Below are 21,599 nucleotides of genomic sequence, written 5' to 3' on the forward strand. Positions count from 1 at the left end.
ATCAGCAAACGGCAAATGAACAGGAGGAATGGATCATGCGTTTTGATGAAGCATATTCAGGAAAAGTCTTTATCGCGAGTCAACCGACTCACGAAGATGCAAAAGGAATTTTATACGGCATGCCGATGGACTGGACGGTCAGTTTCCGTCCGGGTTCACGATTCGGTCCGGCACGTATCCGTGAAGTCTCACTTGGTTTAGAAGAATATAGCCCGTACTTAGATGGTGACATCGCTGACGCGAAATTGTTTGACGCGGGAGATATCCCGTTACCATTCGGGAATGCTCAAAAATCACTTGATATGATTGAAGAATACGTCGATTCGTTACTGACAGCAGGCAAGTTCCCGCTCGGTATGGGTGGCGAACATTTAGTCACATGGCCGGTCGTCAAAGCGTTCGATAAACACTACGATGATTTCGTCGTGCTTCACTTTGATGCGCATACAGACTTACGCGATGAGTATGAAGGAGAGCCATTGTCGCACTCGACGCCACTTAAGAAAATCGCAAACTTGATCGGACCAGAGAACTGCTATTCATTCGGAATTCGTTCAGGTATGAAAGAAGAGTTCGAATGGGCGAAGACGTCAGGCTACAACCTCTTCAAGTACGAGATCGTCGAGCCGCTTCGTCAAGTTCTTCCAACACTTGCCGGTAAAAAAGTCTACGTCACGATCGATATCGATGTTCTCGATCCGTCAGCAGCACCAGGAACAGGGACGCAAGAAATCGGTGGAGTGACGACGAAGGAATTACTTGAAGTCGTTCACATGATCGCACGAGCAGACGTTGACGTCATCGGCGCGGATTTGGTAGAAGTATGCCCAGCGTACGATCAATCCGATATGACAGCGATCGCGGCAGCAAAAGTATTACGCGAAATGATGATTGGATTCATTAAATGAAAAAGCAAAAGAGACCAGACGTGATGTCGGTCTCTTTTGTTTTGCTCAGAAGAAGAACTGAATGACCCCGAATGCACCGAATCCGATGATTAGACTGGCAGACGTCCACTGAATGATACGTAAAGTGGGTATCGCAAGCTGGTGCTTGAGCAGGTGCGTGATGTTCGCTAGAATGACCCACCAGGCGGCAGAACCGAGAAAAATACCGATTAGAAACAAAAACGCATCCTGTCCGTTCGTCATCGTTAACTCAAAACGTGCAAACAACGCCAGGAACAGTGTGATCGTCATCGGATTTAAAAACGTCAGGAGTAAGACGGAAAGATAGGCACTTAACCGTGACGTGGCCGTATCAGAAATCGAGGCGTTCGAAGAAGCTTGAAACATCGACCAGCCGATGTAACACAAAAATAGACTGCCAATCAATTGCATCCAAGATGCTTGGGTGAGTAAAGATTGCACGAGTGAAAAACCAGATAACGCGAGTATCCCGTAAGTGAAGTCTGCCGTAGCGGCTCCGAGTCCGGAAACGATGCCAGAAACTCTTCCATGTCGAAGAGTTCGTTGCATGCATAAGAGACCGATCGGACCGACGGGGGCGGCTAAGGCAAAACCGATACCAAAACCAGTCGTAAACATCAGTCGACCTCGGGTAACGGAAAATGGAGCGATTCCTTTTCCGTCCGCATGATGATTGTCGTTTTCGTCCGTAGGATACCTGCTAATTCTTTGATGTGGTAGGTGATGATTTCATCAAGCTGTTCCGTGTCCCGACAGCGTATTTTGAGTAAATAGTCATCGTCCCCGGCGACGTGATGGCATTCCAGTACATACTCAAGTTCTTGAACTCGTTTTAGAAACGGTGCCCGATGTTCCGGTCGCTCGAGTGAAACAGCGACGAATGCAGCAAGGCGATAGTCAAAGGAGGAAGGGTCTAGCACCGTCGTCAACTGACAGATGATACCTTGCTCTTGTAAGCGGGCGACACGTTCTGCAACAGCCGGTGCCGATAAGCCGATGTGCTGTGCAAGTGTTGACCATTTCATCCGGGCATCTTGTCTTAATAAATAGATAATATTTAAATCGTAAGAATCTATCATAATCAACCTTCTTTTCAACGGATTTACTACATATTTTATTTTGAAAATAAAGATAAAGTCAATGTGTTTTCAAAACAAGTTCATAGCACACTGAAATCTTTACACATATACGGAAGTATCTTAAGTTTAAGATGTCACCACGAAGGAAATGTTCAGAAGTGTAAGAACATTGGTTTGAGAGCGATGTACATTTGACAATCAGAAAGGTGGAAAAAAGATGAAGAAACTCTTATCGTTTGTGACCGCTACGTTACTGTTTGCACTATTCGTGCTACCAGTAGGCGCAGCAGATGACGCAATGGTTCGTGTCATTCATGCTTCACCAGATGCTCCGGCAGTCGATATCGCGGTCGATGGCAAAAAAGCGGTATCAGGAGCAAAATTCAAAGATGTCACAGATTATCTCACACTACCAGCTGGCGAACATAAAGTAGAAGTATTCGCTGCAGGAACTACGAAAGATCCTGTGCTCTCTCAAACACTCAACGTAGAAGCTGGTAAATTCTATTCGGTCGCAGCAATCGGCAAACTAGCTGATATCAAACTTGCGGTCATGGAAGACAACGGTAAAGGCGAAGATGGAAAATCAATGGTTCGTGTCGCACACTTTGCACCAGATGCACCAGCTGTTGATGTCGCACCAAAAGGTGGAGACCCACTCTTCAGTAACCTTGAATTCTCGAAAGTCTCTGACTACGGTACACTCGATGCAGGTACGTATGACCTTGAAGTCCGTCCTGCAGGCGCAACGGATGTCGTCAAAGCACTGGATGGCGTCAAACTCGACAGTGGCAAAAACTATACAGCACTCGCAATCGGCTTACTTGAAGGCGAACCGGCATTTGAAGTCCTCTTGATCCCAGACGGTGGTGAAATGGCATCAATGCCAGAAACAGGACTTGGTGGTTCATCTGATACGGCTTCTGCTACACCATGGGCAGTCGCAGCAGCAGCTGCCTTGTTAGTAGGAACAGCGTATGTCGTCCGTCGTAAACAAAACGCTTAAGAGTAGTCTTCTTCTCTTACTCGTATTAGCCGGATGTCAATCGGGATTACCTCCAGATGCTACAAAGCCGGAAAAACCAAAACAAACCGAAACAACGACGTCTTCTTCGTCCACTCCATCTGAAAAGGTGGATGAAGAGGCGTTCATACCAACGCGTATTACAATTCCGACGCTCGATGTGAAAGCGAACATCGAAGTCGTCGGGAAGGATAAACAAGGACGGATGGATGTTCCGAAACAGACTGATCAGGTTGCTTGGTACAAGTACGGAGCAAAAGCCGGGCAAACCGGAAATGTCGTACTAGCCGGGCACTTGGATGATCAAGAAGGTCCCGCTGTGTTTTATGATTTAGCCAAGATGAAAAAAGGGCAACGGATTGAAGTGACGGGAAAAGCAGGACAACAGGTATCGTACGTGGTGACGAACGTCATGTCCTATCCTGTCGATGAAGCACCTGTCGGATCAATCTTCGGTGCGACCGTCATGAATAAACTGACACTCATTTCATGTATAGGTACGTTTTCAGAGTCAAAAGGATACGATCAGCGTCTTGTCGTCACAGCAGAACAAGACGAGTAAAGTAAAATAGGCAATTCTTATTTCGGTTAAAACCGAGAATAAGAATTGCCTATTTTTTAATGTGTTTCGGAAGCAGCGACAAGATCCGTCGTCAGTGTCGTCAATCCTTGTGTCGTCTTACTGAGACCTTGGATCGTCTCGACGATTTGTCCGAGGTTTTCCTTGTTTCGTCCAAATAAGGTGAGAGAGTTTTCCATCTCACTCTTGACGGTTTGGATTCCTTGTTTGACTTGTTGCAGTTCTTGCTGAGATGCGGTGTTGGCGCGTGTGATGTCTTCCATCTGAGAAACGAGTTGTGTGATATTACCATTGTTCTTTTGAATAAGACCATTGATACTGCTACTTAATGACTTGGCATTTTCAGCAAGGTTCCGAACTTCGGTCGCGACGACAGCAAAACCTTTACCGTGTTCACCGGCACGTGCTGCTTCAATCGAAGCATTCAACGCGAGTAAGTTCGTCTGATTGGCGATTGCTTCGATGCTTTGCGTCATCTGGACGATGTCATCCGACGTCGTCTTCAATTCATGGATGCTTTCAAGCGAAGTACCGACTTGTTGTGTCGATTGAGCGAATTGTTGCTCCATCTGTTGCATCTGTCGTTCGTTGGCAATCGTCATTTGGACGAGCTGCTGACTCGTCTGCTCTGTCTGAGCTGTTTCTGCTAATACTTGTGAGGCGCGACGGCTCGTCTCAATGATGGCATGATCCGTGTGCTCGACCGAACTGGCAACTTCTTGACTGACACGAACGACGTCTGTCAAAAGTTGTCGACGCGACTCGTTCGCTGCTGTCACTTCATGAAGACGAGAATCGACATACTGGCTCGTCACGATTTGAGCATCTAAGTTCATCGCATGTGTCAAAGCGAGTACGGCTGTCGTCAGTTGCGCTGGGTCATGCTGATAATGTTCGACGATTTTTGGAATCAACAACGTCTGAAACGCAGCATACGAGGCGATGAACCAAGTGACAGGAACGAAGTTATGTTTATGCGTCTGTCCCATCCGTGTCCGCATCGCGAGGAACGACTCGTCCATGTTTCCTGTCAGTAGACTCGTGAAATAGTCGGCGAAGACTTTCTTCAGTCGTTCGCGTGTCGATGATTGTTTCGCAATCGTTGCCATCTCTGGATTTAAGAGAAGGTGATCGAGAACTTGTTCAAGGACCTCATCTAAAATCCCTTGAACGACAGGTGCCATCGATTTGAGCGTCTGTAGCTGTTCTTCTGTATATCCCATGTATACGAGACGGGATGTGAGATCAGGATCTGCCGTCTTTGTGATGAGACGGGAATCAGGAAAGCCGATGGTAGCTTGATAAGCCGCAGTAGTCTTACTTTTAAAAGGGTTACGCACGTAGTTGCCTCCAATACTCAAGATGTGAATAAAATGATGTCTGTCTTTTATCGGTTCATCTTGACGAAGCGATACTGATTTTCGAAAAAAAGACGAGAATATTGAAAAACATTGACCGGAAACAAAAAAACTCATGGCAAGCGCCATGAGGAGAATAGAAAAAGAACAGGATTAGACTGGTTGGTCTTCCTGAAATGCTTTTTTGGCGTCCACGATCGAGCGCATTCGTTGAACGCAAGCTTGAACGAATTGAATGTCAATGGAGGTGAAACGGGTGACAGGTCCACGAGCTGACTCGGCACTGAATGTGAAGGTTCCGAGATTCCAAAGTTCGATTTTAAATCGTTTTCCTTTGTTGTCGTCGAAGTGTTCTACGAATTCGATTTTCGGTACCATACGAACCCCTCCTTACTCCGTACATTCCCGCTTTTCAAAAAATAAAAAAGCCAAACTGCGTGTTAGAAGCAGTTTGGCATGAAAATTTAAGCAGTCGGTACATCGTAGCCAATCTCTTCGATCGCATCGACGAGACGTTCACGAGGTACATCCTCGTGCTGGACTGTAACCTGGTTTTGTTCGAGTGAGACAGTTACCTGTTGCACACCTTCGACTTCAGATAGAGCGGATTCGACACTCGCTTTACAGTGATTGCATGTCATACCGATGACAGATAACGTTGTTTCTTTCATGATGAAGTTCCTCCTTCAGATAGTGGGGTACGTTTTAATCGTAACGCATTCGTCACGACAGAGACAGAGCTGAATGCCATCGCGGCACCCGCAAGCCATGGGGCAAGCAGACCGAGAAAAGCGACCGGAATGCCAATCGTATTGTAGCCAAGTGCGAAGACGAGATTTTGACGAATGTTTTTCATCGTCTGCTCACTCAGCTCGATCGCAAGTAAAACTTGTTTCAAATCGTGTCCAAGCAACGTCACGTCGGCTGCTTCAAGAGCGACATCCGTTCCGCTACCGAGCGCGATGCCGACATCTGCTGTTACGAGAGCAGGGGCATCATTGATACCGTCTCCGACCATCGCGACACGTTTCGTTTGTTGAAGTGACTGAATGACATCTGCCTTTTCAATCGGCAAAACGTCAGCAAAGACGAACGCTGGATCCAGTCCCAGTTCTGTTGCTAAATGATCGGCGACTTCCCGGCGGTCACCGGTCAAGAGATATACTTCTTTTGTCTGGCGCAAACGCTGGATCGTTTCTTTCGCTGAATCTTTTAGCGCGTCACGGATGGCGTATCCGGCCGCGACTTCTCCATCGACAGCGACGTATACGAGAGTCGCTCCAGGTGATGTCCAATCAGGAAGAACGATGTTTCGTTCCTGCATCATTCGCGCCGATCCGACGATGAAATCATGTCCCATGATTTGTCCCGTGATCCCACGTCCTGATTCGACGTGGAACCGTTCGATATCAAAGACGACATCCCGTTCTGCTGTGATGGCGCGAGCAAGAGGGTGTTCCGATTGTCGTTCAAGCGCAGCAGCGAAATCGAGCGCTGTCTCCGTACCGAACGTTTCGACGACGACAGGGCGACCGACTGTCAGTGTTCCGGTCTTATCAAAGACGACAGCATCGACATGTTGGAGATTTTCGAGTTGAGCGCCTCCTTTAAAGAGAATCCCTCGTTCTGCCCCTTTTCCGGTTCCGACCATGATCGAAGTCGGTGTCGCAAGTCCGAGTGCACATGGACAAGCGATGACGAGCACCGCGATGGCAGGACGAATCGCTTCCGCAAAGGATCCACTGATCATCCACCAAGCGGCTAATGTCAGAAGCGCGATGGCGACGACAATCGGCACGAACACACCAGAAATCCGATCGGCTTGTCTTTGAATCGGTGCTTTTTCAGTCTGAGCTTGTTCGACGACGCGAATGATTTGTGAAAGAACCGTCGCTTGTCCGATCTTTGTCGCTTCGACTTGTAAAGATCCGTTCGTATTCAGCGTACCACCAATGACGGATGCCCCAACCGTTTTATGAACAGGCGCAGATTCACCGGTTAACATCGATTCATCGAGATACGCGTCGCCTGAACGAATGACACCATCTGTCGGAATTTTGTTCCCAGGTTTTACGAGTAAGATCATCCCGGTTTGAATTGCATCGATGGAGACAGTTCGTTCCTGTCCGTCCTCTAAGATGACGGCTTCCTTTGCTTGTAGGGAGAGCAGGCTTTTAATTGCTCCCGTCGTCTGTTGTTTCGCACGGTCTTCAAGGACCTTGCCGAGCAAGACGAGTGTAATCAGAATCGCACTCGTCTCAAAGTAGAGATGCGGCATATCAGAGACGAGTAGCATTTCAGCAACGGAATAGAAGTAGGCTGCCGATGTTCCGAGTGCAACGAGAACGTCCATATTTGCGCTACCGCTCCGTAAACTTTTATAGGCCCCACTATAGAAGGGCGCTCCGATGATGAATTGAACCGGTGTCGCTAAAGCAAACTGTAGCCACGGATTCATCAAGAATGGAAGGTGGAACGGACTGTTTGGAATATGCGTCAGCATGCTCGCGAGCAACGGTAACGATAGAATGGCCGCGATCATAAAGCGATACAGCATCCGGCGATTCGATTTTGTTGCGTGTGGTGCTTGTTTGACCGTTGCCCCGTAGCCGATTTTTCGGATTTTTTCGATGATCGCTTGATCGTCATAGGCATCAGAAATCGAAACACGAGCGGTTTCAAGCGGCAAGTTGACCGTTGCTTCAACCCCGTCCATCCGGTTGAGGACTTTTTCAATCCGGGCGGAGCAGGCGGCACACGTCATGCCTTCAATATCAAATTCAATCGTTTTTGACATCAGAAAACCCTCCTTACTTTTTCAATCGAGCGATGACCGACATCAATTCATCGACGTAAGCGTCCGTACTATCTTGACGGGTGGCGACTTCATGCATGCACATCTTGACATGGCGTTCGATGATTTGTAGTTCGACTTGTCTTAGTGCTGCTTGGATTGATGCCGTTTGCGTCAAAATGTCGATACAATACCGATCTTCAGCGACCATATTAGCAATCCCGCGGACTTGTCCTTCGATGCGCTTCAATCGCTTCATCAACGCATCTTGTTCTTCATTCGTTCGTGGAACGACAGGGTGATCGTGTGTCATAGTCGTGCCTCCTTTGATGATCTTGTTGTTATCTTTACTCTAACATATAGGTATGGGGGGTACCAGTATATAGCTTAAGAAATAAAAAAAGCAGTCGCGAGAGGCGACTGCTTTTGCACTTACTGATTGGAAACTTGTGGTTTGACGATCGTTTCGTTCAATGAGCGTTGATCGCTGATGATATCTTCGGCTTGTGTCGCCCGTTTAATGAAGAAGGCAAGGACGAATGCTAGACCAGCGATGAACGTCGAGATGAAGAACGCATAGTTGATTCCGTCAAGCGTCGCTTGCATCGTGATCTGCTGTTTCAGAGCAGCAGCCGCTTCAGCTGTCGGTTGACTCGTCATGTTCTTCGCCGCTTCAGCCGCGAGTTCTGTCCCACGCGTCTTGGCATGCGTCGACATGATCGTTACGAGCAAGGCGGTTCCGATCGCACCGGATACTTGTTGCAACGTATTGTTCATCGCTGTTCCGTGTGGATAGTAGCGCGTTGGTAACTGGTTTAAACCATTCGTCGATACTGGCATCATGACCATTGACATCCCGAACATCCGTAACGAATACAGGACGATCAGATGTGTATACGTCGTATCCATCTCAAGCTGACTGAAGTAGTAACTGGTAACGACTGTGATGAACAAACCAGTCAACGCAAGAGGACGTCCACCGATCTTATCAAACAGTTTCCCGTTGATTGGTGACATGACGGCCATCAAGATGGCACCCGGTAATAGCATGAGACCCGCATCGAGTGGTGAAATACCGCGAATCGTCTGGACATAGATCGGAAGCAATAACATGCCCGAGAACATCGCCATCGTGACGACCATCGAGATGGCAGAAGATAAGGCGAACATCGGGTAACGGTAAATCTTGAAGTTGAGCATCGGACGTTCCATATGGAGCTGACGATAAATGAATGTCACGAGTGCGATGACCCCGACAATCAGCGCTCCATAGACGTGGAAGCTGTCCCAACCTTTAGAGCCGGCAGAACTGAAACCGTACAATAAGCCACCGAAACCAAGTGACGAAAGTGCCACGGAAGCGAGATCAATCCGAGCGGCAGACCGTTCCTTGACGTCACGAAGTAAGAAGAAACCAGCGACGAGAACGATCAAGGCGATTGGTGTGATGAAGTGGAATAACATCCGCCAATCGTAGTGCTCGATGATCCAACCAGACAACGTCGGTCCGATCGCTGGGGCACCCATCATGATTAATCCGAAGAATCCCATTGCGGTTCCGCGTTTTTCAATCGGGAAACTAACGAGCATGACGTTCATCAGTAACGGCATCATGATTGCAGAACCGGATGCTTGAATCATCCGTCCTGCGAGTAACACAGGGAAGACTTCTGCGAAGCCGGCAAGAATCGTTCCGGCCGAGAAGAGGGTCATCGCGAGTAAGAAGAGGCGACGAACCGAATATTTTTGAATCAAGAACGCAGATGTCGGAATCAAGACACCGTTGACGAGCATGAAACCAGTCGAAAGCCATTGAGCAGTTGATGGTTCGATCGCTAGATCCTTCATGATGGAAGGCAGGGCGATGTTGAGCAAAGTATTATTTAAGAAAGCAATGAATGCCCCAATCATCAAAACGGCGAGAATGCCGTAAGGAGCTCGAGCTGTGTGAGTTACACTTTGTTGCATGAATATCCTCCTAACTAAACTAACGGTACATATTTCTATACGGTCGTTCTATCTGTAGTTTATCTTAATCCGATTTAGTTCGAATTACAAATAATAATAGCTAAGAAAGATAATTTTATTTTTTATGTAAGATTGAAAGCGTTTTTCTAGTAGGCTAAACGAGGAGAGAAGCATTTTGTACACTCGAAATCGCTTCCTAGGATAACGATTCGTGGTAAACAAAAAAAGCACAATCCTTCTCGTTAAAGAAAAATTGCGCTTTGTCTTCAGTTTGAAACAGCCGGAGGCTTGTTTCATAGCTAGCATTACTGGACGTTCGTTTCGAGTGCATCTTTCGTGATGTCGTAATGAGAGGCTGTCCAGACCGATTTACCGTCTTGAATGAACAACACTTGTGGTGACTCGTGTCGAACGCTGTAATGTTCGGCGATGTGATTCGATAACGTCCGAGCTTCTTGGACGAAAAGATACGCCGTTGGAACAGACGTTTCATCCGCGAACTTCGTATACTCCGAGAATCCTGCGGCACTGATCGGGCATGTCGTGCTGTGTTTGCAAATCACGAACGCGGTATGTTCGGACGCAAATTGATCAAAATCAGAAATAGATTGCAGTTTACGTGGTTGTGTCATGTATATCACCCTCCATACGTCCGGAGACGTTCACTTAACTTTAGATTTTCCCGGTAATCGACCGGACAGTCAATTAAAACGGGTCCATCACTTGCAAATGCTTGGTCAAGACAATGTGCGAGGGAACCGTGTTCACCGACACGGAGACCGAGTGCGCCGAAAGCATGAGCCAGTTGAACGAGGTCTGGATTGTCAAACGTGATGTAGGACGACCGCCCATACGCTTGTTGTTGTTTCCATTCAATCAGTCCATAGGTACCGTCACGCCAAATCAACACGACAAGTGGAAGCTTCAAACGAACGGCGGTCTCGAGATCCTGACCATTCATCAAAAAGGCACCATCTCCAGCGGCACAGACGATTCGCCGGTCCGGATACAATAGTTTGGCTGCGAGCGCACTCGATAAACCATAGCCCATCGAAGCAAATCCGTTGGAAATGAATAACTGATCCGGACGTGTCGTTTGATAATGGCGTGCGAGCCAGACTTTGTGTGCACCGACGTCCGAGAAGACCATGCCATCCTCCCCGACGGTTCGTTCGAGTTCACGAACGATACTTTGAGGATGTAAAGGCAAGGCAAGCGAGTACGTTTCTTGAATCTCGTTGCGTAATTTATCGCGATCTTGTTGCCAGTCGTTCCACGCACGCTCGGGCAGTAAAGGAGTCAATACAGTCAGCATATCGACGAGTGGTCCGACTACGTTCGCGACGACCGGATAATAGGCATCGATTTCGTGAGGATTTGTATCCAAATGGACGATCGGTGTCTTTTTCGGGTTCCATTTTTGCGGAGGTAACTCCGTAATATCGTAGCCCACCGTAATGATGAGGTCACTCGCATCGAGAATCCGCTGGTTGTAATCGACGTCTGGTAAACCGATCGTGTGTGCAGCGAGCGGATGGTGTGAAGAAATCGCTCCTTTTCCCATCATCGTCTCGACGACGGGAGCTTGGAGCTTTTCGACGAATGCTCGAAACGCATCGAGTGCTTGCTGCCGATGGATGCCAAATCCAGCAATGATGACCGGACGTTTTGCTCGTTCGATCAGACGTAAGGCATCGGGATCATCAATCGTCAGGGAATGGAGATGTGTTGGCGTGCTATCTTGTTGCAAGGGTGTCGCTGATTGATCACGTTCTTGTTTTGCGATGTCTTCTGGAAAAGAGATATGGGTTGCCCCTGGTTTTTCGCTTTTTGCTGTCGCAAAGGCACGTCGAACGATTTCCGGAATGACCTCCGCCGACAGAACGGACGTACTGGACTTCGTGACAGGACGATAGAGGTCTACGAGATCAAACATTTGATGCGATGCTTTGTGTTGCCGTGCTGTCGCTCCTTGACCAGTGATCGCGACGACAGGGGAATGATCCATCGTCGCACTTGCAATACCGGTCATCATATTGGTCGCACCGGGACCAAGTGTTGATAGGCAGACACCCGGTCGCCCACTCAGGCGACCGAACATCGCTGCCATGAACGCAGCATTCGTTTCGTGACGCGTCGTGATGAACGTGATCGACGAACGACTGAGTGATTCGAGTAATGTGATGTTTTCCTCACCGGGAACACCAAAGATATGCGTGACGCCCTCTGCCTCTAAACATTGGACGAACCAATCCGCCGCGTTCACGCTAGTCCACCGATTGAAATGTACTTCGTCTCGAGATAGGCTTCGAGTCCTTCACTACCACCTTCGCGTCCGAGACCGGATTGTTTCATTCCACCAAATGGTGCTTGCGCAGCAGAAGGAACACCATCATTCCAGCCGACGATTCCGTAATCAAGCCCTTCGATCGCGCGAATCGCACGGGCGTAATCCTTAGTAAAGACATACGAAGCGAGACCGAATGGTGTCTGGTTGGCGTAACGAACCGCTTCCTCATCAGAACTGACACGCTGGACGGGAGCGACAGGTCCGAACGTCTCCTCGTTCATGATCAGCATGCCGGGTTTTACGTCCGCGAGAACGGTTGCTTCATAATAATAGACATCGTTCTCCTCATCCGTCGTTCCTGTTCCGCCCGTGACGACTCGTGCACCAGCGGATGTCGCATCATCGACATGTTTTTTGACTTTATCGTAACCCGCCTTATTGATCATCGGTCCAATCTTCGTCTCAGCATCAAGACCATTTCCGGTCTTCAGCTTCGCTGTCTCTTGCCCGAGTTTTTCAACGAACGCGTCATAGATCGAGTCGGATACGTAAATCCGGTTTCCGCAGACACAGGTCTGTCCGCCATTACGGAATTTCGACTTAATCGTCTCAGCAACAGCTAAATCAAGGTCACAGTCATCAAAGACGAGAATCGGGGCATGTCCGCCGAGTTCGAGCGACATCGCCTTGATCGTCTCTGCTCCCTGAGCCATCAGCGTCCGTCCGACTTCGGTTGAACCAGTGAAGGTGATCTTATCGACATGTGGATGTGTCGCGAGTGATTCACCGAGCGCTTTCCCGCTCCCTGTAACGGCATTGACGACGCCTTCTGGAATCCCAACTTCCTGACAGAGTTCAAGAAGACGAAGCGCGGTAAGCGGAGTCGCTGTTGGTGGTTTGATGACGAACGTACATCCGGCGACGAGTGCTGGAGCAAGCTTTCGGGTAATCATGGCAGCCGGGAAATTCCATGGTGTGATCGCAGCAACGACACCAACCGGCTGTTTGATGACTTGAAGTCGTTTAGAAGCATCATGCGTTGGAATGACACGTCCATAAGCGCGTTTTCCTTCCTCTGCAAACCATTTGACGAAGTTTGCGGCATACTGCACTTCACCTTCTGATTCAGCGAGCGGTTTCCCCATTTCAAGCGTCATCAGGCGAGCCAGTTCATCTTTTTTCTCAATCATCTTCGCATATAACTTCTCGAGCAGTTCGGCACGTTCGTAGACTGTCCGCTTCGACCAATCAGGAAATGCCTTCCGTGCTGCTTCTACTGCGTCGTTGACGTCTGATTTTGTTCCGTTTGGTACACTACCGACGACTTCCCCAGTAGCTGGATTCGTAACATTCGTCCGTTCTCGTCCATGATCTAGCCATTGTCCGCCAATAAAGAATTGTCCCTTCATCCTGAAAATCCCCCTTTTTTACATGCATTGATAAGGGTATACCCGAACGAAGAAAAAAAGATTCACTTTCGGAAGGAAAGGTTATGCAAAAGGGTAGAAATCGACCGATAAACAGTGTAGGATAATTCAGTAAATGTAATGTAAAATGACCTGAAATATTCAGTGTGAACGAAGAGTGACAACCGTTGATGTGAAATGGTGGAATCACCCCCGAAACATTGACTTTAAAAGTGGATTTGATAAGATGAAGGTAGAGGAATTGCGCAATCGGTTGCGCTATGTGTATAGAAGTTAACTGACTAATGAAAACAACACCCCAAAGACTGACCTACGAGAGGATTCATGACACATGACACAAATGATACCGCGCCCTGAAACGGCCCAACAAACAATTACACGAGCTTGGTGGAAAGAAGCAGTTGCTTACCAAATCTATCCACGCAGCTTTTACGATGCAAACAACGATGGAATCGGCGATATTCCAGGTATCATCGCAAAACTGGATTATTTGAAGGATCTTGGCGTCGACGTTCTTTGGATTTGCCCGATGTTCAAGTCACCGAACGACGATAACGGATATGACATTAGTGATTATGAAGACATCATGGATGAGTTCGGTACGATGGCGGACTTCGATCTCTTAATGGAAGAAGCGCATAAGCGTGACATCAAGGTCTTGCTTGATCTTGTCGTCAACCACACATCGGATGAACACCCGTGGTTCCTTGAATCACGTTCGTCAAAAGACAATGAGAAACGCGATTGGTACATTTGGAAAGATGCCGTCAATGGTGGAGAACCGAATAACTGGGAAAGTATTTTCGGTGGATCAGCATGGGAATATGATGAAAAGACGGAGCAGTACTTCCTGCACGTCTTCTCTCGTCGTCAACCAGACTTGAACTGGCAAAACCGCGATATGCGTCAAGCCGTCTATACGATGATCAACTGGTGGCTCGATAAAGGCATCGACGGTTTCCGAATCGATGCAATCAGTCACATCAATAAGGATCAATCATTCGCCGATCTCCCGAACCCGCTCGGTATGCCGTATGTTCCTTCATTCGATATGCATATGAACGTCGAAGGCATCCATGCGTATCTCGAAGAGTTGAAGGATGAGACATTCTCGAAATACGATATCATGACAGTCGGAGAAGCAAACGGCGTCACACCGGAAGAAGCGGATCTCTGGGTCGGAGAAGAGAACGGTAAGATGAACATGGTCTTCCAGTTCGAGCACATGGATCTCTGGCGTGCCGATGCGGAAAAAGGCGTCGACGTCGTCAAACTGAAACAAGTGCTGACGAAATGGCAAAAAGGACTTGAAGCAACAGGTTGGAATGCCTTGTACCTCGAAAACCATGATAAGGTTCGTTCGGTCTCTCTTTGGGGTGACGAGGAACAGTACTGGAAAGAGAGCGCGAAGTCGCTTGCGATGATGTATTTCTTCATGCAAGGCACACCGTTCATCTATCAAGGACAAGAGATCGGGATGACGAACGTTCAATTCCCGGACATCTCGGATTATGATGATGTCGCGACGAAAAACATGTACGACATGCAACTTGCTTCTGGGAAAACACATGAGGAAATCATGGAAGTCATCTGGAACTCGTCCCGTGATAACTCACGCACACCAATGCAGTGGACAAATGAGCAAAACGGTGGTTTCTCGAATCAATCTCCATGGTTTGGTGTCAACCCAAACTACGCGGACATCAACGTCGCGTCGCAAGAACAAGATGAAGATTCAATCTTGAACTTCTATAAACGAATGATCCAAATCCGTAAGATGGAAGAGACGTTGATTTACGGCGCGTACGATCTCATCTTACCGGAAGACACGAAAGTCTACGCGTATACACGGACGCTTGGTGACGAACAATTCTTGATCGTTACGAACTTAAAAGGCGAAACAGCAGAAATCGATACGGACATCATCTTGCACTCGGACAATATGTTGCTTGGCAACTATCCGACGATGCACCACGAAGGAACAGAACTCGTCCTTCGTCCATTCGAAGCTCGTCTGTACCGTGTGCGCTAATATGTTTTGAACGGATTCGAAGTACATCGAATCCGTTTGAGACTGAAGATAAGTGCAATTGTTCTCTAACGAGAAGGATTGCGCTTTTTTTGTTCGTCTCGCATCGTTTTCCTGGGACAAGCATCGCGCCGCTTCGCTTCGCTGCAGGGTCGCTCTTGCTTGTTTTTCCCTAGGAAGCGATGTCGAGTGAACAAAACGCTTTTCTGATTCTCCTTCCGGGTATAAAGAAAATGACACGTTACACGCCACTCCTACAGGAAAAAGCGCAATTTTGCGCTGTCAGAGACAAACAAGACCCGTTTTCCTGCTCGAATGGAGCGGGAAAACTGGCTTGTGTCTCGCCTGAGGAAAGGGCGTGAAAAGGTGCGTCATTTTTTGAGTCAGTCCATTTGTCTACAATCTGGAACGGATTCGGAGTACATCGGATCCGTTTTTTTCCTGCATGTAAGCAGAAGGTGCATCAGACGAAAAAATCGTGTACGCTAAACGATGAGGTGATAGAAGTGAAACCAGTAAAGTACCCGGTGTCATTACGACAGGTGACGACGATCGAAGATGGTCCGATGCGTGAATCGGTCGAACTTGAGGCGGACGGCACGTTGTTCGAAACAAAAGACGGTTTTGCCGTGAAGTTTGTTCAGCCGGATGAACAACCGATCGATACGACGATCAAATGGTCAAAAGACCAGATCACTTTGAATCGCAAAGGTCCTGTTGCGATGCATCACGTCTTCATTTTAGGAGAGACGACCAAAAGCCAATATGGCAGTCAATTCGGTCAGATGTTGATGGAAACGGACACGGAGACGATTGAGATGAAACGGCAGCAGATGCAGTTTCGCTATACATTAAAGATGAATGGACAAGCAGTCGGTACTTATACGATTGATTTAACTTGGGAACGGAGTGAGACGAATGGCATTTGAACAAACAGTACGTCAAATGGAGCAGATGTTGGAAGAGGAATGGTTTGAATGGCTCGAGAACGATGAGCCGCGTTACAACGAATGGCGCGATCAACTCGAAGGACTCGCAGAGCAGGTCATCACGGAATACAATCCGAAGGTCGATCCAGAAGCGATTGATACACTGCTTTTAATTAACGAAGAACTACCTGTCTTATACGGTGAAGATACCGTCATGCTGTATACAGCACTCTTGAAAGCACGTCAGGAAGACGATCAAGTATACGATCGTTACTTGACGATTCTTGGTGCGTTCGCGGACGAACAGCATCCAGCAATCCGTGAAGTCGAAAAGTTAGTCGCGAAAAAGGACTATAAAAATGCCTTCGCACGTGCAGTCCGTTTGCCACAGTCGCTCGGTTTAGAATAAACAATCAGTGGACCATCTTGTTTTAGACAAGGTGGTCTTTTTAGGAGGAAGCGCCATGTATCCACTCTATCGAATCATTGTCGCGATCATCCGCAAGGGCGATCAACTGCTCGTCGTCAATAATCAATCAGGTCAGGAGAAGCGCTGGAGCTTACCTGGTGGACAGATTGAATCTGGAGAGACCCTCGAGCAAGCATTGTGTCGCGAGGTGGAAGAAGAAACCGGCTTGACGGTCACATCGTCGTCGTTTGCTTTCTTAACGGAGAACTTCATGCCGACCTATCAAGCGCACAGCCTCGTGACTTATTTTGATTGCGAAGTGAGTGGTGTACTTGATCCAAATGATCCCGATGAAGAAATCATTGAGACGAAGTGGATCGATCAAACGGAGTTAGCGGAGTACATCATGAGTGAAGACGTCCGTCTTCCGTTATCGGCATATTTAGAAGAACAGCACAAAGGCTATTACATGTTTGAAGAGATGAAGTGGTAACTCGGCTGTCATCGTTTCTTTACATTCCTTAAAGCCGTCTCCATCGTTCATTTACATTCGCTCGGTATGATGAAACCATCATCGTGAACAGGGAGGAAACACAAATGAACAAGAAATGGATGGCGACAGGTATTCTCGGTACAGTGCTTATGACAGGAGTTGCGGGCTATACATATGAATCGGCTCAGCCGGTCGAGGCAAAACAAAACACGAAACAAGCGAAGGTTAAAAATGTCATCTTCATGATTCCAGATGGTTATTCGGCTGCCTATGCAACGAATTATCGCTGGTATCAAGGAGGCGAGGAGACGGAACTCGACGGTCACTTAAAAGGAATGATGCGGACGTATTCGGCAAACACGAAAGTGACCGATTCAGCTGCTGCCGGAACGGCGATGGCAACAGGAACAAAAACAAACAACGGAACAATCGGTATGGATCCAAGTGGAAAAGAAGTGGCGTCTATTCTTGATCGGGCGGATCAAGCAGGCAAAGCAACAGGACTTGTCTCGACATCAGCTATCACCCATGCGACACCAGCTGTTTTTGCATCACACGTCGCAACGCGCGCGAACGAAGCGGACATCGCGAAGCAATACATGGATGAAATGAAAGTCGACGTCTTACTTGGTGGCGGTCAGAAGTTCTTTTTTGATCAAAAGAATGGTGGCGTTCAAGAGGCTGGTAATCTAGTGAAGAAAGCAGAACGAGCAGGATACCAGTATGCGGATTCACTCGAAAGTCTAAATGAGACGGACGGTCGTAAAGTTCTTGGATTGTTCGCAGAAGAAGGAATGGCACCAGAACTGGACCGGGAAAACACGAATCAACCGAGTCTTGCGACGATGACATCGAAAGCCCTGCAAACATTGAAGAAAGATCGCGATGGCTTCTTCTTGATGGTAGAAGGAAGTCAGATTGACTGGGCGGGTCACGCGCATGATGCTGCTTGGGCGATGAAGGATGCAGAAGCGTTCCACCAGGCTGTCGAAAAAGTGCTTCGTTTTGCTGCAAAAGATAAACATACTTTAGTCGTCGTTGCCGGTGACCATGATACAGGTGGTATGTCCGTCGGTGGATACGATGAGTACGTAGCGAAACCGGAAGTCTTGAAAAACGTCAAGGCGACGGGAGATGAGATGGTTCGTCAGTTCAACGACGACTTATCGAACATCGCAACTGTCGTCAAACGAGAAACGACGTTTGATTTGACGGCTGAAGAAATTCAGACGTTGCAAAAAGTGGATGCGAAGAAACGCGTCATGACATTGAATGAGATGATCAGTAAACGAGCGTATGTCGGCTGGACGACTGCCGTGCATACAGGTGTTGACGTTCCGCTCTACGCGTACGGTCCACAAAGCGAACAGTTCAGTGGATTGCATGAAAATACGGACATCCCTGGTCTGATGGCCAATGCGATGAAATTAAAAAAATGATGTATTGGACGTGATTAAATCAAGCGGTGGATGATCCACTGCTTGATTTTTTTTAAGTACTTATCTGCTTCTGTGACACAGTAAAAACTAAATGAAAAAAATGAATGAATAGCCATTCATTATATGCTATACTCATTTCAACACAACTGCTTTAGGGGGAAAGGGGTTTGTTCGAACATGAATACGTTTTTACTCATCAACTGGATTGCCTTCCTACTCGTCATCGGCTATGCGGGCTATCTGTTCACGTCACTCGTCAAAAGTCGTTATGCCGCCATTAAACGGGGGAAAAAGGCGGAATGGACACTGACGAACAAAGAACGATTGGACGCGGTCTTAGTCAACGTCTTCGGTCAAAAGAAATTATTAAAGGATAAGAAAAGTGGCGCCATCCACGTCATGATGTTCTACGGCTTCTTACTCGTTCAATTCGGAGCGATCGATTTTATCTGGAAAGGACTCGCTGTCGGTCAGCGTTTCCCGCACGTCCCACTCGGTCCGCTTTATCCGATTTTTACATTCTTCCAAGAAATCGTCATGCTTGTCATCTTGATTGCCGTCGTTTGGGGATTTTATCGCCGGTACGTCGAGAAACTCGTCCGCTTGAAGCGGAATTTCATGGCAGGTCTTGCGTTGATCTTCATCGGTGGTTTGATGGTCGCCGTCCTGTTCGGAAACGGCTTCTTCCTTGTCTATGAGAATCATTCGACGCTCGGTGAACCGGTTGCTTCAAGCATCGCGTTCTTATTCAGTTGGGTGCCTGAGTCAATTGCGTTTGGATTATTCGTTTTCTTCTGGTGGGCGCACTTACTGTTCTTACTTAGCTTCATGGTTTACATCCCGCAAGGTAAACATGCGCACTTGATTGCCGGCACAGCCAATGTTTGGCTCGGTCGAACATCGAAAGTCGGGCGTTTGGCGCCGATTGATCTATCGGTCATGGAAGAGGCAGAAGACGACGAAGCGGAATTTAGCTTCGGGGTCAACCGAATCGAAGATTTCAATCAGAAACAGCTCGTTGATCTGTATGCTTGCGTCGAGTGTGGACGCTGTACGAATATGTGCCCAGCGAGCGGAACGGGGAAGATGCTGTCGCCGATGGATTTGATCGTTAAATTACGGGATCATCTCAACATGAAAACGGCAGCAATCACTCAACGTTCGCCATGGGCACCTGCCTTTGCGTTCGAAGGATCGCAGGGCAACCAAATCGCTTCACTGGCAGCAGCCGGACAGATGGATATCGTTCCGGATTCATTGATTGGGAACGTCATTACGGAAGAAGAGATCTGGGCGTGTACGACATGCCGGAACTGTGAAGATCAGTGTCCGGTCATGAACGAACATGTCGATAAGATCATCGACCTCCGTCGTCATCTCGTCATGATGGAAGGCAAGATGGATCCGGAGATGCAACGGACGATGGCGAACATCGAACGTCAAGGTAATCCATGGGGGATGAACCGGAAAGAACGCGAAAACTGGCGGAAAAACCGTGATGAACTCGTCGTTCCGACAGCAAAGGAGAAGAAAAAAGCGGGCGAAGACTTCGAGTATCTGTTCTGGGTTGGTGCGATGGGATCGTACGATAACCGAAGTCAAAAAATCGCGATGGCGTTTGCACGTATTCTAAATGAGGCAGACATCTCGTTTGCGATTCTCGGAAACGATGAGAAAAACTCAGGTGATACACCGCGCCGGATCGGGAACGAAGTCTTGTTCCAGGAACTCGCGGAAGCCAACATCAAATCATTTGAGAAATATGGTGTCAAAAAGATCGTCACGATTGATCCGCACGCCTACAATACATTTAAAAACGAGTATCCCGACTTCGGACTGAGTCCGGACGTTGAAGTCTATCACCATACGGAATTGCTCGCACGACTGATTGACGAAAAACGGATCACACCGCTCCATGAAGTCAAGGAGCGTGTCGTCTATCACGATTCGTGTTATCTTGGTCGTTACAATGATATTTACGACGCACCACGTTATATTCTCGAGAAGATTCCAGGCATCACGCTCGTCGAGACGGAACGCAACCGGGAAAAAGGGATGTGTTGCGGTGCTGGTGGCGGCATGATGTGGCAAGAAGAAAAAGTCGGCGCACGCGTCAACGTCGCACGGACGGAACAATTGTTGACGGTCCAACCGTCTGTCATTGGGTCAGCATGTCCGTACTGTCTGACGATGCTCAGTGACGGCACGAAGGCGAAGGAAGTCGACGAGGCGGTTGCTACGTACGATGTCGTTGAATTACTAGAACGCTCAATCGTCGGTATACCAGTCGAAGAACCTGTCGTAACCGTATGAAAAAGTGAGATGAAACGATTATTCTCGTGCGAACGGGAGTAGTCGTTTTTTTCTCTGAAAAAGCGCGACGTTTTACTGTATGGTTTTGACGTGATAAGATAAAAGAACTAGCTATGGAAAGGAGGTGAGAATCTTTTGGGAAGGCGTTACTTCGAATCGGTCAGGTCGCGGAGACCACCGGCTTATCAAAACGAACGATCGATTACTACACATCACTTGGTCTGTTAACACCAGAGCGTACCGCGTCTGGCTACCGTCTGTATGACGAATCGGTCATTCATCAAATCGAAAAGATTGAATATTTGAAGTCTCAACGGCTTTCCCTGCAAGAGATTCTTGCTTCTTTTACGGAACGGGAACAAAAAACAGGGGAGACGATTTATCAGGAAGTGAAACAACTTCAGGCGACGGTTGAAGGACTCGAGCAGCGTTTGTTGTATTCGACGGACTTCGAAAAACAAGCGATCCGCTTAGAACTGTCCCGGCGTCTAACATTGATTGCTTCCTTGATTGCACAGCTTTAATACAAAACAATGGA

At 47.9% G+C, this 21,599-nt stretch carries 21 protein-coding genes; 10 read left to right on the plus strand and 11 right to left on the minus strand.

Features of this window, described 5'->3' with window-relative positions; all coding sequences use genetic code 11:
- Positions 1 to 35: 35 nt before the first annotated feature.
- Positions 36 to 908, plus strand: coding sequence for an agmatinase (gene speB, locus KNQ03_RS11950; protein WP_023466800.1), 873 nt, complete (start codon positions 36 to 38; stop codon positions 906 to 908).
- A 45-nt stretch (positions 909 to 953) separates the two neighbouring features.
- Here speB and KNQ03_RS11955 read toward each other — a convergent pair whose 3' ends face one another.
- Together KNQ03_RS11955 and KNQ03_RS11960 are read right to left on the minus strand one after the other, a co-directional pair.
- Entirely contained in the window at positions 954 to 1,547 is a 594-nt protein-coding gene (locus KNQ03_RS11955) for a LysE family translocator (RefSeq protein ID WP_149426676.1), read from the minus strand.
- Positions 1,547 to 2,008 (minus strand): Lrp/AsnC family transcriptional regulator, encoded by a 462-nt coding sequence (locus tag KNQ03_RS11960; protein ID WP_244290082.1) that lies wholly within the window; start codon positions 2,006 to 2,008, stop codon positions 1,547 to 1,549. Before KNQ03_RS11960 ends, KNQ03_RS11955 begins: the two co-directional genes overlap by 1 nt.
- A gap of 217 nt (positions 2,009 to 2,225) precedes the next feature.
- Here KNQ03_RS11960 and KNQ03_RS11965 point away from each other — a divergent pair, with 217 nt between their 5' ends.
- Complete coding sequence (locus KNQ03_RS11965) at positions 2,226 to 3,014, plus strand: DUF4397 domain-containing protein (RefSeq protein WP_023466804.1); 789 nt, start codon at positions 2,226 to 2,228, stop codon at positions 3,012 to 3,014.
- Complete coding sequence (locus KNQ03_RS11970) at positions 2,986 to 3,594, plus strand: class F sortase (protein WP_214724871.1); 609 nt, start codon at positions 2,986 to 2,988, stop codon at positions 3,592 to 3,594. Before KNQ03_RS11965 ends, KNQ03_RS11970 begins: the two co-directional genes overlap by 29 nt.
- A 56-nt stretch (positions 3,595 to 3,650) precedes the next feature.
- Here KNQ03_RS11970 and KNQ03_RS11975 read toward each other — a convergent pair whose 3' ends face one another.
- From KNQ03_RS11975 to KNQ03_RS12015, 9 genes are all read right to left on the minus strand, one after another.
- On the minus strand, positions 3,651 to 4,952 hold the full coding sequence (locus tag KNQ03_RS11975; RefSeq protein ID WP_149426677.1) for a protoglobin domain-containing protein: 1,302 nt from the start codon (positions 4,950 to 4,952) through the stop codon (positions 3,651 to 3,653).
- A 171-nt stretch (positions 4,953 to 5,123) separates the two neighbouring features.
- Entirely contained in the window at positions 5,124 to 5,348 is a 225-nt protein-coding gene (locus tag KNQ03_RS11980) for a hypothetical protein (protein ID WP_023466807.1), read from the minus strand.
- 86 nt (positions 5,349 to 5,434) lie between these two features.
- The gene (locus KNQ03_RS11985) at positions 5,435 to 5,641 is read right to left on the minus strand and encodes a copper ion binding protein (RefSeq protein ID WP_214724873.1); all 207 of its coding nucleotides are present in this window, start codon (positions 5,639 to 5,641) and stop codon (positions 5,435 to 5,437) included.
- Positions 5,638 to 7,767, minus strand: coding sequence for a heavy metal translocating P-type ATPase (locus tag KNQ03_RS11990; RefSeq protein ID WP_214724875.1), 2,130 nt, complete (start codon positions 7,765 to 7,767; stop codon positions 5,638 to 5,640). Before KNQ03_RS11990 ends, KNQ03_RS11985 begins: the two co-directional genes overlap by 4 nt.
- Before the next feature lie 13 nt (positions 7,768 to 7,780).
- Positions 7,781 to 8,077 carry a metal-sensitive transcriptional regulator gene (locus tag KNQ03_RS11995; protein ID WP_023466810.1) on the minus strand — a complete coding sequence of 99 codons (297 nt, stop codon included), beginning with the start codon at positions 8,075 to 8,077 and terminating at the stop codon, positions 7,781 to 7,783.
- A gap of 119 nt (positions 8,078 to 8,196) precedes the next feature.
- Positions 8,197 to 9,732 carry a DHA2 family efflux MFS transporter permease subunit gene (locus tag KNQ03_RS12000; protein WP_050677292.1) on the minus strand — a complete coding sequence of 512 codons (1,536 nt, stop codon included), beginning with the start codon at positions 9,730 to 9,732 and terminating at the stop codon, positions 8,197 to 8,199.
- Between the two features lie 305 nt (positions 9,733 to 10,037).
- On the minus strand, positions 10,038 to 10,364 hold the full coding sequence (gene ytxJ, locus KNQ03_RS12005; RefSeq protein ID WP_029343222.1) for a bacillithiol system redox-active protein YtxJ: 327 nt from the start codon (positions 10,362 to 10,364) through the stop codon (positions 10,038 to 10,040).
- Between the two features lie 5 nt (positions 10,365 to 10,369).
- Positions 10,370 to 11,998, minus strand: coding sequence for an acetolactate synthase large subunit (locus KNQ03_RS12010; protein WP_214724877.1), 1,629 nt, complete (start codon positions 11,996 to 11,998; stop codon positions 10,370 to 10,372).
- Positions 11,995 to 13,431, minus strand: a complete 1,437-nt coding sequence (locus KNQ03_RS12015) for an NAD-dependent succinate-semialdehyde dehydrogenase (RefSeq protein ID WP_214724879.1) — start codon at positions 13,429 to 13,431, stop codon at positions 11,995 to 11,997. Before KNQ03_RS12015 ends, KNQ03_RS12010 begins: the two co-directional genes overlap by 4 nt.
- Positions 13,432 to 13,780: 349 nt before the next feature.
- Between KNQ03_RS12015 and KNQ03_RS12020 the strand changes: the two genes are divergently transcribed.
- The 7 genes from KNQ03_RS12020 (at position 13,781) to KNQ03_RS17180 (ending at position 21,585) form a co-directional block, all read left to right on the plus strand.
- Positions 13,781 to 15,481 (plus strand): glycoside hydrolase family 13 protein, encoded by a 1,701-nt coding sequence (locus tag KNQ03_RS12020; RefSeq protein WP_251137680.1) that lies wholly within the window; start codon positions 13,781 to 13,783, stop codon positions 15,479 to 15,481.
- 503 nt (positions 15,482 to 15,984) lie between these two features.
- A complete protein-coding gene (locus KNQ03_RS12025) occupies positions 15,985 to 16,407 on the plus strand; it encodes a YwiB family protein (RefSeq protein WP_371743260.1) in 423 nt (140 codons plus the stop codon).
- Positions 16,397 to 16,816, plus strand: a complete 420-nt coding sequence (locus KNQ03_RS12030; protein WP_214724881.1) for a hypothetical protein — start codon at positions 16,397 to 16,399, stop codon at positions 16,814 to 16,816. Before KNQ03_RS12025 ends, KNQ03_RS12030 begins: the two co-directional genes overlap by 11 nt.
- Positions 16,817 to 16,871: 55 nt before the next feature.
- Positions 16,872 to 17,309 carry an NUDIX domain-containing protein gene (locus KNQ03_RS12035; protein WP_214724883.1) on the plus strand — a complete coding sequence of 146 codons (438 nt, stop codon included), beginning with the start codon at positions 16,872 to 16,874 and terminating at the stop codon, positions 17,307 to 17,309.
- Between the two features lie 104 nt (positions 17,310 to 17,413).
- Entirely contained in the window at positions 17,414 to 18,748 is a 1,335-nt protein-coding gene (locus tag KNQ03_RS12040) for an alkaline phosphatase (protein WP_050677287.1), read from the plus strand.
- 177 nt (positions 18,749 to 18,925) lie between these two features.
- Positions 18,926 to 21,061: a (Fe-S)-binding protein gene (locus KNQ03_RS12045; protein ID WP_214724885.1), complete on the plus strand. Its 2,136-nt coding sequence runs from the start codon at positions 18,926 to 18,928 to the stop codon at positions 21,059 to 21,061.
- Positions 21,062 to 21,216: 155 nt separating this feature from the next.
- A complete protein-coding gene (locus tag KNQ03_RS17180; protein WP_214725055.1) occupies positions 21,217 to 21,585 on the plus strand; it encodes a MerR family transcriptional regulator in 369 nt (122 codons plus the stop codon).
- Positions 21,586 to 21,599 lie beyond the last annotated feature (14 nt).

The sequence above is a fragment of the Exiguobacterium sp. s143 genome, assembly GCF_018618895.1.
GTDB classification, from domain to species: domain Bacteria; phylum Bacillota; class Bacilli; order Exiguobacteriales; family Exiguobacteriaceae; genus Exiguobacterium_A; species Exiguobacterium_A abrahamii.

Bases quoted from the DNA above. Each gene is read 5' to 3' on its own strand.
- speB (WP_023466800.1), top strand. From the start codon at position 36: ATGCGTTTTGATGAAGCATATTCAGGAAAAGTCTTTATCGCGAGTCAA.
- KNQ03_RS11955 (WP_149426676.1), bottom strand. From the start codon at position 1,547: ATGTTTACGACTGGTTTTGGTATCGGTTTTGCCTTAGCCGCCCCCGTC.
- KNQ03_RS11960 (WP_244290082.1), bottom strand. From the start codon at position 2,008: ATGATAGATTCTTACGATTTAAATATTATCTATTTATTAAGACAAGAT.
- KNQ03_RS11965 (WP_023466804.1), top strand. From the start codon at position 2,226: ATGAAGAAACTCTTATCGTTTGTGACCGCTACGTTACTGTTTGCACTA.
- KNQ03_RS11970 (WP_214724871.1), top strand. From the start codon at position 2,986: ATGTCGTCCGTCGTAAACAAAACGCTTAAGAGTAGTCTTCTTCTCTTA.
- KNQ03_RS11980 (WP_023466807.1), bottom strand. From the start codon at position 5,348: ATGGTACCGAAAATCGAATTCGTAGAACACTTCGACGACAACAAAGGA.
- KNQ03_RS11985 (WP_214724873.1), bottom strand. From the start codon at position 5,641: ATGAAAGAAACAACGTTATCTGTCATCGGTATGACATGCAATCACTGT.
- KNQ03_RS11990 (WP_214724875.1), bottom strand. From the start codon at position 7,767: ATGTCAAAAACGATTGAATTTGATATTGAAGGCATGACGTGTGCCGCC.
- KNQ03_RS11995 (WP_023466810.1), bottom strand. From the start codon at position 8,077: ATGACACACGATCACCCTGTCGTTCCACGAACGAATGAAGAACAAGAT.
- KNQ03_RS12000 (WP_050677292.1), bottom strand. From the start codon at position 9,732: ATGCAACAAAGTGTAACTCACACAGCTCGAGCTCCTTACGGCATTCTC.
- ytxJ (WP_029343222.1), bottom strand. From the start codon at position 10,364: ATGACACAACCACGTAAACTGCAATCTATTTCTGATTTTGATCAATTT.
- KNQ03_RS12015 (WP_214724879.1), bottom strand. From the start codon at position 13,431: ATGAAGGGACAATTCTTTATTGGCGGACAATGGCTAGATCATGGACGA.
- KNQ03_RS12020 (WP_251137680.1), top strand. From the start codon at position 13,781: ATGACACAAATGATACCGCGCCCTGAAACGGCCCAACAAACAATTACA.
- KNQ03_RS12030 (WP_214724881.1), top strand. From the start codon at position 16,397: ATGGCATTTGAACAAACAGTACGTCAAATGGAGCAGATGTTGGAAGAG.
- KNQ03_RS12035 (WP_214724883.1), top strand. From the start codon at position 16,872: ATGTATCCACTCTATCGAATCATTGTCGCGATCATCCGCAAGGGCGAT.
- KNQ03_RS12040 (WP_050677287.1), top strand. From the start codon at position 17,414: ATGAACAAGAAATGGATGGCGACAGGTATTCTCGGTACAGTGCTTATG.
- KNQ03_RS12045 (WP_214724885.1), top strand. From the start codon at position 18,926: ATGAATACGTTTTTACTCATCAACTGGATTGCCTTCCTACTCGTCATC.